Genomic DNA, 14421 nt, shown 5'->3' on the forward strand with positions numbered 1-14421 from the left:
AAAGAAACAAAAACCCGCTACAGTATATAATATGGCATACTCAAAAGACTACCGACAACTGATCCTCAATAAGCTTGCAGAAGGCTATAGCATTCGACAACTTGCCGAGGAATATCAAATTAGCACCAACACTATTCAGCGTTGGAAAAAATTTCCTGAGCGTAAAAAACGTCAGTTTACCCCAACTAAAATAGACGATGCATTACTGAGAGCGGATGTAGAGGCTTATCCTGATGACTATCAGCACGAACGAGCTCGGCGTTTTAATTGTACTCAAAGAGCGATAGGCATTGCATTAAAACGAATCGGCATCACTCAAAAAAAAGAGCTTAACTCATCCAAAAGCAGATGATAAAAAACGTTTAATATTTCTTGAAAAGTTAGCGCAATTTGAGTTTGATGATAAGCCTATTATCTATCTTGATGAAAGTGGCTTTAAGTCTCATGAAAACAGGCCTTACGGTTACTCTAATAGAGGTAAAAAATGCTTTGGACAATACAACTGGCAGCTTAAAAACCAAACCAATGCGATAGGTGCTATTTACAATAATCAGCTATTCGCTGTTGGACTTTATGATCGCAGTGTCAATAGTGATGTATTTCATAGCTGGGTTGAACAACTGCTGCTACCAAGCTTACCGAAAGACAGTGTAATCGTTATGGATAATGCAACCTTCCATAAGCGCAAAGACACAACTGAACTTATAGAAGATGCAGGGCACACTATTTTATGGCTGCCACCTTACAGTCCTGATTTGAATCCTATCGAGCAAATGTGGGCTTGGGTCAAACAAAAACGTAAAGAGTGGCGGCTAGATTGCGTTGACACACTGTTCTTTTATTTCTTATGGCTGTGTGGCGATTTATAAGTTCTTTGACTATACTTTCTTATAAAATGCTTTTATAGCGCTGATATATGACAGGTCTTAAATCGCCCTTTTAAAGTCCGTTATCTGCTTTTTAAGCATTGTTTACGTTTTTGCTATAGATTAAAAAAGGCAATTTGCTACCATGACTCTAATTACCGTCTGCGTTTTTCGTTGGTTGATTCTTAGGCTGCTGATATTTCAAAAGCAAACTTGCTTAATGCCGAATATAACCAATTCTAGAAGCTATCTTTTTCATTGCTAAATGCTTTAACCTCTTATGATTAAAAAATATTTCAATCTGCCTATATTGTCGCAAGCTAGGCGTCAGTTATGTGTTCAGACAAAGGTGGGCTCGATGTCAAAGACAAAGCTATCGGAGCATTTTAATCAATGCTTGATCAGCAAAAAGTATGGAAGTAAAGGCAATGCTGCTAATGCTACGATAGCTATTACGGCTTTACTTTTGTTGCAGGGTGTTATGGTATTGCCAGCGCAAGCGGCAAGTGCTGCCAAAACGGGACAGCGCGTACTGATGATTGAGATGACGCCAGCACTGTGCAGCTTACAACCGACGCGCGCGCGTATGCGCCAGTGTTTGGAAGGCTATTCTTTAACTGTTTCAGGCTTGGATATGGGCTATGGCGAGCGCTGCGGGCGTGGTAGTGAGCCACGTTTGACGCCACTACAATTAAAAGTCGTCAACCGTATCATGCCTGATACCACGGTGCGTACCCAAGCATGGCAGCGCTATGGCGTCTGTAGTCCGCTTAGTGCCAGTAATTATTTTCGTCAAATCACCAACTATGCCGGCGACTTAAAACTGCCGAGTGAATTGAATACGGGCAACAGTTATACGGTATTAAAATCGCGTTTTGTTGGCCAAATGACCCGCTTAAATAGTGGTATGTCAGCGGATAGCGTTGATTTGATTTGTCAGGCAGGTGCGCGTCGTCAAATGGTATTGACGGACGTCCATGTTTGTTATGAAGGCAGTGCCTTTGGCACTTGTAGCAATGTCGTCGATAACTGTGGCAGTAAATTCATTATCTCAGGCGGCAAATAGTCAATAGTAATACTGAGTACTGCATTACAAAGAATATCCCTCTAACTTTTCAGGGCGCGATTATCCATAAGCAAAAATGACCATAAGCAAAAACGGCAGTGTTATGTATTTAACGGTAATACAACTTATGTAATCGTATTAAATTCTCTTAAATAATGCTGCCAAAGTTCCTATTAAATCTTTTCTTTTTTCAGCTCTTATATCTCTCTAAGACTTTATTTTTATAGCTTTTTATCGCAAGATAAAACATCTGTTCGTATAAAATGTAACAATATAACCCGCATAGTTATCCATCACGTTCGCGCTTTCTCTAGACGGTTAATAGGCTGAGGTGCTACACTAGCTCTCGGTTTATGACTGCTATATTCAGCGAGTAAATCGCTATCTAAAACGATCATCCTCAATCAGAACCATCAATCAGAATCATGAATTATCTAATCTATAATTAGGGAGTATTCAATGTCAATGAAACAGCCTTTACGTGTTGCCGTCACTGGTGCCGCTGGTAATATCAGCTATGCTATGTTATTTCGTATTGCATCTGGTGAGATGCTAGGTAAAGATCAGCCAGTTATTCTGCAATTGCTTGAAATTGCCCCAGCACTTGACGCCCTAAAGGGTGTGGTCATGGAGTTAGAAGACTGTGCATTCCCATTATTGGCCGGTATCGTTCAAACTGATGATGCGACCGTTGCATTCAAAGATGTAGACTATGCTTTGCTAGTCGGTTCACGTCCTCGTGGCCCAGGTATGGAACGTAAAGATTTGCTAGAAGCCAACGCTGCGATTTTCTCAGCCCAAGGTAAAGCATTGAACGACGTTGCAAGCCGTGATGTAAAAGTATTGGTCGTCGGTAACCCTGCCAACACCAACGCGCTTATCGCTCAGCGTAATGCACCAGATTTAGATCCACGTAACTTTACTGCTATGACTCGCCTAGATCATAACCGTGCAATGGCACAGTTGGCTGAGAAAACAGACAGCACTGTTAACGACATCAAAAACATGACTATCTGGGGCAACCACTCATCTACTCAGTATCCAGATCTAACGTCTGCAACTGTAAACGGTAAGCCAGCACTAGATTTAGTCGATCGCGAATGGTACGAAGCTACTTATATCCCAGAAGTACAACAACGCGGCGCAGCGATTATTAAAGCTCGCGGTGCATCATCTGCCGCTTCTGCTGCCAACGCTGCCATTGCACACGTACGTACATGGGCACTAGGTACTGATGAGAACGATTGGGTATCTATGGGCGTGTACTCAAACGGCGAATACGGTATTGCTGAAGGCTTAATCTACTCATTCCCAGTAACCTGCGCTAACGGCGACTGGTCTATCGTAGAAGGCGTTGATGTGTCATCAGATTTCTCAAAAGAGAAAATGGCCGCAACTGAGCAAGAGCTTAGCGAAGAGCGTGATGCAGTAGCACACTTGCTTCCATAAGTAGGCAATCTACTCAAGCTGTTATATAGAATTTAATCTGAAAAGCCCTCTGTGATAGAGGGCTTTTTTGTGCCTTGCGTAACCATCAATACAATTGCTAACGTTAGCTAAACGTTGATTAACAGCTATTAGCAGCAAGCTTGCTACAATAAAGTGGTTAATTTAAATAATAAGTACAATCAAATCATTATTAAATTTTTGTCATTAAGGAAAAGACTATGTTGGGTGAATCTGAATACAATATGAATGAATTATTTGCGCAGTTAGGGCTTGATAGCTCGGATGAAGCGATTGACAGTTTTGTCGAAAATAATAAACTGGCAAAAGAAGAGAAGTTAATCGAAGCGGCGGTATGGAATGACAATCAGCGTGCCTTTTTGCAAGAAGAGTGGAATAAAGACGCCGCATGGGTAGAAGTTATCGATGATTTAAACGTGCGTATGCATCCTGATGCCTAAAAGATAATAAAATATTAGACTAAATAAAAACCCACAAATGTTATTCACGCTGTGGGTTTTTTTATACATTACGCTTTTATAGGCTCATAACTACCATTTTAATTCGACTGCTTAGCACGCCATTCGAGTAAATCGATAACATCATTATGAATACCTGCTTTTAAGGCTTCTAAACTCTCGTAATGGCGCTCGCCATGTAAATAATGCAAGAAGCGTACTTGTAAGATTAAACCGTATAAATCTGCTTGTAGCTTAGGGAAATGTACCTCTAAGCGCCAATCATGCTCTTTATCTACTGACGGCCTAATACCAATATTCGCAGTACCAAATAAGCTATGCGGGCGTAAACCTGCAACCCCTGGGTTTTCGCTGTCTGTCAGTGCGGTTAAGCCGTTCGGTATGACATTACCATTATCATCAAGGCTGACGACATCGACAGCAAAGATGCCATGTAGAGCAGGTTTTATACGCTTTAAGTCGACATTGGCAGTGGGAAAGTCCATGGTACGACCGATTTTATCGCCGCCAACGACGACGCCTGTCATCGCATAATCGCGACCCAATAAGGCATTAGCCGCATCGATGTCACCGGCCAATAATAGGTTGCGTATACGCGTAGAGCTAATGCGCGCGCCTTTGCCTTTATCGTCGATCACGGTATGCAGATTGGTCACATCTAAGCCATAATCGCGCAAAAACTGACTGTCACCGGTACGATCATGACCAAATTTAAAGTCATCACCCAATACCAATGCTTGTACATTCAAACGCTGCGCTAAGATATCGGCAAATGCATTTGCTGATAGCGAGCGAAATTCCGCATCAAAGCTTGCGACAATTAAAGTCTCAATGCCATACTCTGCCAGCAAAGCCTGCTTTTCGGCAAGATTGGTGAGGCGGGCAGGTGCGGTAGCTGGCGCAAAAAACTCACGTGGCTGCGGTTCAAATATCATGACTGCCGAGCCAATATTTTGCGCCTTGGCAATATCACGCACGTGCCCAAGCATCGCTTGATGACCCAAATGCACGCCATCAAAATTACCGATAGTCAGCACGCAGGGCGCTAAATCTACTGGGCTAGTATTGGCAGACAAAGCGCTTGGCGATGCCATCAGTTGCTCAAGAAAATAGGTGTTCATAAATTTTCAGCTATGATAGATAAGACCGGATAAAAAAGAAAAAACACACCTCTACCAAAGATTGATGTGTCTAAAATCAGTCATTATAAAGTAAAATAGCCATACTAACATCCTATAGTCTGCTGATAATCAAACAACCACGCTAACAGCCCAAAAGGTATGGTTTTTATCTGGCTTACGTTGCTTGCTTTGTTAATTACTTCTGCTGACTTCCGCTATGTACAGCTAGATTAGATAAAAGATGCAACGGCTAAGCCTTAAGTATTAGACATTAATGACTAATTAGCCGTTATTTATCATTCATTTTTACTATTAATAATCATGGAAACGCTATGCCTGATGCTACCTCTGTCGCTGCTTGTCATGATGCCTCTCATTCGATGGCACCTGTCTTGGCAATTAATAAGCTCAATGAGGGCTTTACGGTACAGCGTGCTAATAAAGAAGATTTACCCGCAATTTTAGCCATTTATAACCAAAGTATCGCCGGTAAGCAAGCAACGGCCAATCTTACGCCCGTCAGTTGTGAAGAGCGTCGGGATTGGTTTGAGGAGCATGTAAATAGTGCCACGCGACCTATTTATATTGTTCGCGCTGTCGAAGAAGCAGAAACTGTAGGCGGTGGAGGTAATGGGCAAACAGTATCGCCAATCGTCGCTTGGGGCAGCTTTAGTGATTTGTATGCACGACCGGCTTATCATATCAGCACTGAGATTAGTATTTACTTGCATCAGGATTATCACGGCCAAGGATTGGGTAGCTTATTGACACGCTGGATGCTGACGCAAGCGCCGAGCTTAGGTATTCATAACGTGGTGGCGCTTATCTTTGCGCACAATCAACCAAGCTTAGGATTGTTCCGTAAGCTTGGCTTTGAGCAATGGGGCTATATGCCAAAGGTTTGCGATATGCAGGGGTTTATCGCCGATGTGGTGATGCTTGGTAAAGCGGTGATGGCAGCTAATGATGACAAATAATACAGATAATAATGCCAAATGAAGTAAATTTAGATATTAGCAGATAGATGTTCTATCCTAAAATCTTCCATTTTCCACCAATCTTTTGTAGCTCATAAGTCAAGGGTGCAGGCTCGCTTTGTCCCCTTAGCATCAACTCGCCAGTGATGGTGGCACGGGTTTTATCATCGTTGTATGTAGTATCAGTAAAAGTAACGCCATCAACCGTTTGCTGAAAAGCCGACTGGGTCTTGGCTAGCTCTTCTTCGAAGTTTGCCATATCTACTTCATAATAAGAGGCGGATTTTTTCGCATCGCCATAATACAAGCTGTCTAGAGCTTGTTTAACGGTATCTTCCGGCGTCCCGTCTTGGGTCGGATTGGTTACCAAGCTTTTTTGCTTAGCGGCAGCGGTAACTGGATTGATATTATTACTAGCAATCGTGGTTTCATCTTTTGTGCTATCTGCTGCCTGTTTACTATCAGTAGTAGTGCCTGTTACTTCTACTTGGCTCGCGTCGTTCTCAGATGTTTGCGCGACCGCTGTAGCATCTTCATTATTACTGGCCGCAGTCTCAGTTTCACCCTTATCATTATTGCTACAACCACTTAAAAGCAGTCCGGTACTCAAAATGCCAACAGTCAGTATACTTGGTAAGCGTAACAAGGTTGCTGATAAAGCTGTTTGTGAAGCTGATGATTTAGTCGTCATATTAGTCCCCAAAATTCATTTATTCATTAAACAGTAATTATGGCAACTATCAGCAGCGTTCACTGTCAATTCTCATACTAAGCTTGTTTTGGTTTGGTAAGTTAAAGCCTTGCCTAGTGCTTAATAATTAATCCTTAACCATGTTCTAGCTGGCGCGGACGGAAGCCTGTTGCCAATAGCACAACGCCATAAACCACCGCACCGACGACGCACATAATCAGTAGCGCGACAATACGTTTCCATTGAAAATCATTGGTTGGGAAATAGGGCAGCATGACATAAAGCACAGCAATCATAGAGGCGGTAGAAATCCCAAACTGGGTAAAGAGTTTTTTCCAATGGCTACCAAAGCGGAAGATATCACGCTTATGCAAGAAGTAATATAACAAGCCCGCGTTCACAAATGCCGCGCCCGTGGTTGCCAATGCCAAGCCACCATGCAACGGCATATCGAAGAAGTAAAATATACCGATAAAAATGACACTAAATACCATATTGGCAAAAACGGAAACAATACCAATTCTGACTGGCGTTCTAGTGTCTTGACGGGCGAAAAAGGCGGGTGCAAAGATTTTAATTAACATAAAACCTAATATGCCGCCCGCCATGCTTTTTAACGCCAAGGAGCTCATTTGTGCATCGCGTAAGGTAAATTCGCCACGTAAAAATAGCGCCTGCATAAGTACGTCAGAGAGTATAAATAGTGCGGCTGATGCTGGAACACCGACCAAAATAATTAAGCGCGCTGCCCAATCGATGGTCTTTTTAAAGCTAACGTCATCTTTTCGCGCTTCACTTTTCGATAGACTTGGTAGAATAACTGTACCGATAGCCACGCCAATTAAGCCTAGGGGTAACTCGCTCATACGCTCAGCAGCATAAAGCCAAGAAACCGAACCGCCAATCATTAATGATGCAAAAATAGTGTTTAATAATAGATTAATCTGTGTGACAGAGACGCCAAAAATAGCCGGCAGCATCAGCTTTAAAATACGGCGAACGCCTTCATGCTGAAAGTCAATCTTCGGTGCGACCAGCAGTTTTTGCTGCGAGAGCTGTGGCAGTTGTATCAATAGCTGGAGCAAACCTGCGATAGCGACAGAATAGCCAAGCGCCATAATAGGGACATCAAACATAGGCGCAAATACTAGCGCGCCGCCAATCATAGATAGGTTGAGTAGCACTGGCGCAAAGGCTGGCGCGGCAAAACGGCCGTAACTTTGTAAAATACCGCTGGCAAAAGCGGTCATAGAGATAAATAATAAATAAGGAAAGGTCAAGCGTAGCAGCTCAGCGGTGATGGCAAATTTATCTGGCTGATCAGCAAAACCTGGGGCAAATAAGGTCACCACCCAAGGGGCGATTAAAATCACTACGACCGTCAACATCGATAACACCAGCAGCAGCGCTCCTGAAGTGCGACTGACTAAAATCTGTACCTGTTGTAGGCTATATTTCTCTTTATATTCTGACAGCACAGGGACAAACGCTTGGCTAAAAGCCCCTTCTGCAAATAGACGGCGCAAAAAGTTGGGTATCTTAAAGGCGACCAAAAAGGCGTCCATCAGACCACCTGCGCCAAACACGCCTAATAACACAATATCACGTACCAAACCTAAAATACGCGACAGCATGGTCATACTACTGACCACCATGGTTGAACGAAATAACCGACTTTTTGCCATGAGAACCTATTCTACTAATTTGTTTAATGAAGGTTGTGTAGTGATGGTTGTTTGCTGATGTAGTGTTGTCAAAAAACTGACGGATTATAGCACTTTCATTGTCCTGATAAATGGATTGAATGGGGAATAATATCTGCTGTCTACAGAACTTTCGATAAGACTATTATCACAATTTAGCTGGTCAATTTATGACTTGCTCGCAAAATGGGGAGCAACCATCTCACGTAACTTTGTCCATTCAAAATAATCACCGGGGTCAGTTTTGCGACCGGGCGCGATATCACTATGACCGGTGAGATGCCGGCGAGTTTTTGGATAAGCGTCATAGATAGCGACGATAACTTTGGCAAGCGCTTCATATTGGGCGGCGGTAAAGGACACAAAATCTGAACCTTCAAGCTCAATGCCAATGCTATAATCATTACATTCAGGGCGACCCAAGTAGCTAGAGCGTCCGGCATGCCACGCGCGTTCGTTAAAATTGACAAACTGGGTAATCGCGCCATTACGCTCTATAAATAAATGCGCTGAAACTTCTGCACCTTTAATGGTTTGAAAGTAAGGATGCGCCTCCCAGTCTAATTGATTGGTAAATAAGGCTTTAACGTAATGTAAGCCGTCAGTATCGCAAGCTCCAAATTCATTGGGCGGCAAGCTAATATTGTGAATAACAATGGCATCAATCGTGATATTTTCCGGTCGTTTATTATAATTGGGTGACGCAAGCCAAGTCGCAGCTGATAATCGACCGGCATGAATAGTCATTGACGATGCTGTAGACATAATACTCTCTTTTATAATGTGATAATAAATGCGCGGTAAATGCTGATGATTATAAGTTTTTTATAAATAAGCGGCGCATTTAACTAAAAAAACAGTCGTTCAAAACATTCGTTCAAAACCATGGTTTAAAGCTGTTATTAAAAACACTGATTTATAATATCACTCTGATGATTCGATAGACCTAATAACGCGATACGCGTATGACTCCTACAGTGCGAGATGTTACTCATGTCTATATACTCAAACCTTTTGGCGATAGATTGTACGCCAACAAGCATTGGCAGGCGAGCACGTTTGCCGCTCACCATAGCTGGACTGCTGCTGACCGCACAAGCACAGGCGTTTTTGCCAACGCCGGCATCGCTTGTGACAACAGGGGAGTTGGCGCTGGATACGGCTGATAATAATTCAGCCTCTAAATCACAAAGCACTGAGCCAACATTGATGGCTTATACTGAGCCAAATAATACCATCAAGCCAAGTATTGTCTCAAATACCGCAGTCACTTCTCGGACATCTAACAACCAAAGTGCTAACAATAGTGTTAATGAGACGAACACCCAACAGCTATTAGCATCATGGCGTGCGCAAGCAAAAACAAAAAACCTTGCCCAACATATAACATGGCGACGGTTATTATATTTCTTTGATGATCAAAAGAATTTAATCGGCAAGAAAAAAGACAGCAGTATCGTTGATGATGCTGCATTTTTCTTAAGTAAAAATGGACAGCATGATTCAGCGGCCGAGCTTGATGCCTTACTGGTTGCCCTTGCTGACGAAATGGCTACGACTCCAGATAACAGCACTGCTAATAACAAACTATCCAATCATGCGACTAAAAACTCGGGACAAAACTCAGTACTATGCCGTTTCCCAGCGCGCGTACAATGGCTGACCGATACACTCAATATCGACAAGAGCGGTTTAAAAGTTGACTGTCCGGAGTTGAATGACTGGATGCAAAAGCTGGCACCTGAGCAGCTGTCTATTATGTTTGCGCAAGAGTACTTAGACAATCCTATTTCAGCCTTTGCTCATACGCTATTACGTATTGATTCTAAAGCCAGCGTGGCCGATCCAAGCCAAATTCATCATGCAGTTGCGCTAAATTATACGGTAGGCGGCGATGCAACCGATAGTTTTTTGGTATATGCCATCAAATCGATGAGCGGCGGTTATGACAATCTGATTGAAATTGACCCTTATCCCGAGAAGCTGGCGAAGTATCTGCAAGAAGATGAGCGTGATGCGTGGACCTATCAATTGGATTTGACCCCAGCAGAAGTGCAACAGATTATGCTACATGTTTGGGAAACCAAAGATTTGAAGTTGCCGTATTATTTCACCACTGATAACTGTGCGTCTGAGATTTTACGCTTAATTGACGTGGTACGCCCGCAGCAGCATTTATTAAGTCGCCTGCCTTATGCCGTGATTCCTTCAGATGTCGTGCAGTTACTTAATAGCGAAGGCTTACTTGCCAGCACCAACTATACGCCTGCTGATAGCACCTTACGCCAAGCGCAGTTGAACAAGGTTAAAGAGCAGCGTGAGCAATTGGGCTATCATAATAGCGCCAAGCAGACGTTAAATGAGATTAAATCTGCCCAATTGAATACAACCTCGAGCATAGCCGCCGACGGAAAAACGCTATTGCCACGGCGTATTGCAGTAGCGGATAACAATCCTATAGACAGGCATCCGCTGCAACTTGGGTTTATCGGGCTAGGGCAGCGCGGTGATAATAACTATATCGATTTAGGTCTACGGGCAGGTTATCACGATACCCTCGATCGTCCTTCAGGATTTCCGCAGTTCTTTGATTTAGAAGGCGCGGCTGCAACCTTACGTTTATATGACACCGATAATGATAAAGCCAATCAGCCAAGCAGTGTGGTCTTGCAAAATGTGACCTTGGTGCGAGGGCGCTCATTTAATCCGGTTAATTCTGCCAAAAAAGGCAAAACCTGGGGCGCCAGTGTTGAAGCGACCCGCGTAAATGACGGCTCGCAGCAAGAGAGCAGCGATCATCTAGTTGGTAGTTTAGGCTATGAGACCGGTTGGTCGTGGGCGTTTGGCGCACCTAGCGCGGGCACAGGCAAGATGCCGCCACAGCTATGCTATACGCTTTTGGCAGGTACGGCGCAAGCAGGACGCGGTATTAATAAAGGCTATCGTGTCGGCGCAGGCGTCAATGCCGGTTGCCGTTATCAGATTAACAATCAGTTACGTGCGCAGGCTGAATTACAACTGCCATATTGGTATCATGGCAGCAGCGATGAGTCTAATGCCCGTGGTTATTACTGGCAGCCGATATCGACATTAGGGCTACAATATGATATCGATAAAAAACAAGCGTTACGTATCAATGCCAACTACGAATGGCAAGATCGTATCGATGCCAAGGAAGACATACAGCTGTCGTATAGACGCTATTTTTAGAACTTGTTATGAAAAGTCCTTTTATTAATAAAGGTTTTAATAGACAGTCATCAGAAGCAGTTTTTAAATAAAGGGTATATGATGAGTACGCAAAATTTACTGATTATTGGTCAAGGTGATATCGGTTTACCCGTCACCAATAAGCTCGCTCAAGACGGTCTCAACGTCACAGGGCTGGCACGTCGTGAGCGTCATCATTATGACTTACATCCTAAAGCTAAGTTTTTGCAAGCCGATGCGTTAACGCTCAGCGCTGAGCAGCTGCAAGACTTTACCGCGATAGCGATTATAGTAACCCCTGATGAGTATTCAACCAGCGGTTATCATGATAGTTATTTAGCAATCAGCCAGCATTTGGCAACATTAGCGGATAAACTAACCAGTCTTGCGCGCGTTGTTTTTATTTCATCAACGGGTGTCTATGGTCAAGATAATGGCGCATGGATTGATGAAGATACCGCGCCTGTGACGCCAGAGCGTGAAGCCTCGCAAGTGATATTGCAAGCGGAACAAGTATTGCGAAAAGGTTTTGGTGCTAAGGCTATTATTATTCGCCCAAGTGGTATTTACGGACGTAAGCGCCTCATGCGTCTGCGTAAAGCCCGCGAGCCACAAAAAGAGCCAGTGGCAGCAGCGCACTGGAGCAATCGCATTATGGATCGCGATTTGGTCACCATTATCGCAAATGTCATGACTATAAGTATGCCAAAACCGCTTTATATTGCGACTGATTATGCACCCGTTACCACTTTTGAGCTCGGCACTTGGTTAAGTGAGCAAATAGATGAAGTGCCGCCTGTTATTGATGACAATAAAGCGAAAGTAACGGGTAAGCGCTTGCACAGCAACATTCCGTTAGCTTGGCTGGACTATCCTGATTGGCAAGTAGGCTACCGAGATATTTTGCAATATCAAGAGCAACATCAACATAATCAAGAAGAGCAACGCCAATAACATCAAGAGCAAAATGACCATTTGATTGCTTTTATTTTTACATCTTTTATTTTTACATCTTTTATTTTTACGTCTTTTAAATTTATAAGCTCAGGGAAAATTCATGACCCAGCATTCTACTTCTGATGACCGTTTATCCAACGCTAGCTTTATAGCAGTAGAGGATCAGCTTGCAGAAGGTCATGCTGAGCAATCCGCTGGGTTAGCAAATAGTCAGCAGCCAGCGATTGTACATCCTAATTTTGACCCAAAGCGTTTGCCATTGGACCCTGCACGGCCATTGACTGATATTCCAGAGCCTGCACGGCGTTTAAATAGTCAGCTGCGCCGCTTATATGGTAGCTCTACCCGTTTTTATCAGCCCAATAGAGACAGCTTATCGAAATGGGCGCTGGTGGCTTCAGAAGCATTGGCTGAGCATTTATCACTGCTCAGTGCCGCAAAACTGGTTGAGCTGCCCGAGAGTTTTTATCACAATCATAGCGAGCAGCCGTTATTAGCTTCATTAACAGACATGACTTTGCTCGATATGGCAGATATCCAGCGCGCGCTGCAAGCGTATCCAAAACTGAGCCGTTATGGATTTTTGGCTACTGACAATATAAATACTGCTAAGAATATTAAGAAGCCTTTAGCGTCAGAATCTTTGCGAGCATTGAGCAAACGTTATAATCCTGATGAGCTACTCAATAGTATCTATGCTGACGATTGGCAAGTAGCATTGCAGCCACAACAATTTGACAGCGGCGAGGGCAGTTTGGCGACTGATCTTATGGCCTGTAGCGTCGCCGTCCATGCTTTGAAGCAATGCAGTACGCGCAAAACCATCAATCATAGCTATAGCGCGGCGCAAATTTGTCAGCATCTGCGCAGCTATTTGCTCAGTCAGATTGTTTTTGAGCCAGCACAGCGCCATGCCTATCGCCAAGTGCGCTTATTTACGGGGCATATTATCGTTGCCGCCTATCATTTGGGCTGGGATATACAAGTCAGTAGCGATGGTCAGTGCTACTTTAATATCTCATCACGTTGTGGGTTATTGACGCGTTACGCAAATATGCAAGATTATGATATCAATGGTTGGTCAAGTTAAAGCACGACGACTATAATGCGCCTCACAACTTTTCATTATTTAACTTTTCATGTTCTTTTTGCCGATAGGAAGACCCTATGCTTAATGCCGCAACGCCTCATAATCAAGCTGCTAATAATGTTTCATTTTCATCGCATCAATTTATCCAATTGGCTTTAGACAATCAGGTTCTAAAGTTTGGTGAGTTTGTCTTAAAGTCTGGACGTATTAGCCCATACTTTTTTAACGCAGGTTTGTTGGCGTCGGGTGAGATGTTATCGTTATTAGCGCGTGGTTATGCCGATGCTTTAGCTGAAAAAGTGGCAGAGCAAATGGCAGCTAGTGATAATGGCACAGATGAGCAAGAGCTGGTTATTTTTGGTGCTGCTTATAAAGGTATCCCATTTGTGGCGGCAACCGCGCAAGCATTATGGCTGCATCATGGTATCAATGCCAAGTGGGGCTATAACCGTAAAGAAGCCAAAACCCACGGCGAAGGCGGTAATTTAGTCGGTGCTGATGTCAAAGGCAAGGCGGTTTGGGTGCTTGATGATGTGATTACTGCTGGCACGGCGATGCGTGAAGTGGTTGAGATTTTAGAACAAGCGGGCGCAAGCGTTGCCGGTATTATCGTCGCCCTCGACCGTAAAGAAAAAGGTCTTGCGGAGCGCTCTGCTATTCAAGAGCTTGCAGCGACGCTAGAAGTACCAGTGCGTGCCCTTGTCGATATCGATGATTTAATCAGCTACTTAGCAGAAAGTAGCCCAGAAAAAGATGCGACCCAGCTTGCAAAAATGCAGCATTATCGCGCTCAGTACGGCGTATAATTTACCGCA

The 14421-nt window shown here is 43.6% G+C and carries 14 protein-coding genes; 10 read left to right on the forward strand and 4 right to left on the reverse strand.

What is annotated here, in order from left to right; all coding sequences use genetic code 11:
- The first annotated feature begins 31 nt into the window (after positions 1–31).
- The 5 genes from QJS82_RS01260 to QJS82_RS01280 all read left to right on the forward strand — a co-directional run bounded on the left by QJS82_RS01260 (position 32) and on the right by QJS82_RS01280 (position 3839).
- Positions 32–352: an IS630 transposase-related protein gene (locus tag QJS82_RS01260; RefSeq protein ID WP_025651424.1), complete on the forward strand. Its 321-nt coding sequence runs from the start codon at positions 32–34 to the stop codon at positions 350–352.
- Positions 353–365: 13 nt separating this feature from the next.
- Positions 366–869: an IS630 family transposase gene (locus QJS82_RS01265; protein ID WP_068407314.1), complete on the forward strand. Its 504-nt coding sequence runs from the start codon at positions 366–368 to the stop codon at positions 867–869.
- A gap of 355 nt (positions 870–1224) precedes the next feature.
- Positions 1225–1932 (forward strand): T2 family ribonuclease, encoded by a 708-nt coding sequence (locus QJS82_RS01270; RefSeq protein ID WP_281490956.1) that lies wholly within the window; start codon positions 1225–1227, stop codon positions 1930–1932.
- A 459-nt stretch (positions 1933–2391) separates the two neighbouring features.
- Positions 2392–3381: a malate dehydrogenase gene (locus QJS82_RS01275; protein ID WP_183620353.1), complete on the forward strand. Its 990-nt coding sequence runs from the start codon at positions 2392–2394 to the stop codon at positions 3379–3381.
- A gap of 218 nt (positions 3382–3599) precedes the next feature.
- Entirely contained in the window at positions 3600–3839 is a 240-nt protein-coding gene (locus QJS82_RS01280) for a DUF2789 family protein (protein WP_281490957.1), read from the forward strand.
- A gap of 98 nt (positions 3840–3937) precedes the next feature.
- Here QJS82_RS01280 and ribF read toward each other — a convergent pair whose 3' ends face one another.
- The gene (ribF, locus tag QJS82_RS01285; RefSeq protein ID WP_438656301.1) at positions 3938–4978 is read right to left on the reverse strand and encodes a riboflavin biosynthesis protein RibF; all 1041 of its coding nucleotides are present in this window, start codon (positions 4976–4978) and stop codon (positions 3938–3940) included.
- A gap of 332 nt (positions 4979–5310) precedes the next feature.
- Here ribF and QJS82_RS01290 point away from each other — a divergent pair, with 332 nt between their 5' ends.
- Positions 5311–5955, forward strand: coding sequence for a GNAT family N-acetyltransferase (locus tag QJS82_RS01290; RefSeq protein WP_281490958.1), 645 nt, complete (start codon positions 5311–5313; stop codon positions 5953–5955).
- Positions 5956–6007: 52 nt separating this feature from the next.
- Here QJS82_RS01290 and QJS82_RS01295 read toward each other — a convergent pair whose 3' ends face one another.
- The 3 genes from QJS82_RS01295 to ampD all read right to left on the reverse strand — a co-directional run bounded on the left by QJS82_RS01295 (position 6008) and on the right by ampD (position 9114).
- A complete protein-coding gene (locus tag QJS82_RS01295; RefSeq protein ID WP_281490959.1) occupies positions 6008–6646 on the reverse strand; it encodes a hypothetical protein in 639 nt (212 codons plus the stop codon).
- A gap of 134 nt (positions 6647–6780) precedes the next feature.
- Positions 6781–8331: a murein biosynthesis integral membrane protein MurJ gene (gene murJ, locus QJS82_RS01300; RefSeq protein ID WP_281490960.1), complete on the reverse strand. Its 1551-nt coding sequence runs from the start codon at positions 8329–8331 to the stop codon at positions 6781–6783.
- 186 nt (positions 8332–8517) lie between these two features.
- Entirely contained in the window at positions 8518–9114 is a 597-nt protein-coding gene (gene ampD, locus QJS82_RS01305) for a 1,6-anhydro-N-acetylmuramyl-L-alanine amidase AmpD (protein WP_281490961.1), read from the reverse strand.
- Between the two features lie 228 nt (positions 9115–9342).
- Between ampD and QJS82_RS01310 the strand changes: the two genes are divergently transcribed.
- From QJS82_RS01310 to pyrE, 4 genes are all read left to right on the forward strand, one after another.
- A complete protein-coding gene (locus QJS82_RS01310; RefSeq protein ID WP_348651553.1) occupies positions 9343–11559 on the forward strand; it encodes an Lnb N-terminal periplasmic domain-containing protein in 2217 nt (738 codons plus the stop codon).
- A gap of 81 nt (positions 11560–11640) precedes the next feature.
- Positions 11641–12513 carry an SDR family oxidoreductase gene (locus QJS82_RS01315; RefSeq protein ID WP_281490963.1) on the forward strand — a complete coding sequence of 291 codons (873 nt, stop codon included), beginning with the start codon at positions 11641–11643 and terminating at the stop codon, positions 12511–12513.
- A 103-nt stretch (positions 12514–12616) separates the two neighbouring features.
- Positions 12617–13606, forward strand: coding sequence for a hypothetical protein (locus QJS82_RS01320; RefSeq protein WP_281490964.1), 990 nt, complete (start codon positions 12617–12619; stop codon positions 13604–13606).
- Positions 13607–13683: 77 nt separating this feature from the next.
- Entirely contained in the window at positions 13684–14412 is a 729-nt protein-coding gene (gene pyrE, locus QJS82_RS01325) for an orotate phosphoribosyltransferase (RefSeq protein ID WP_281490965.1), read from the forward strand.
- Positions 14413–14421 lie beyond the last annotated feature (9 nt).

It is taken from the genome of Psychrobacter maritimus, from assembly GCF_029953575.1.
Taxonomy (GTDB): domain Bacteria; phylum Pseudomonadota; class Gammaproteobacteria; order Pseudomonadales; family Moraxellaceae; genus Psychrobacter; species Psychrobacter maritimus.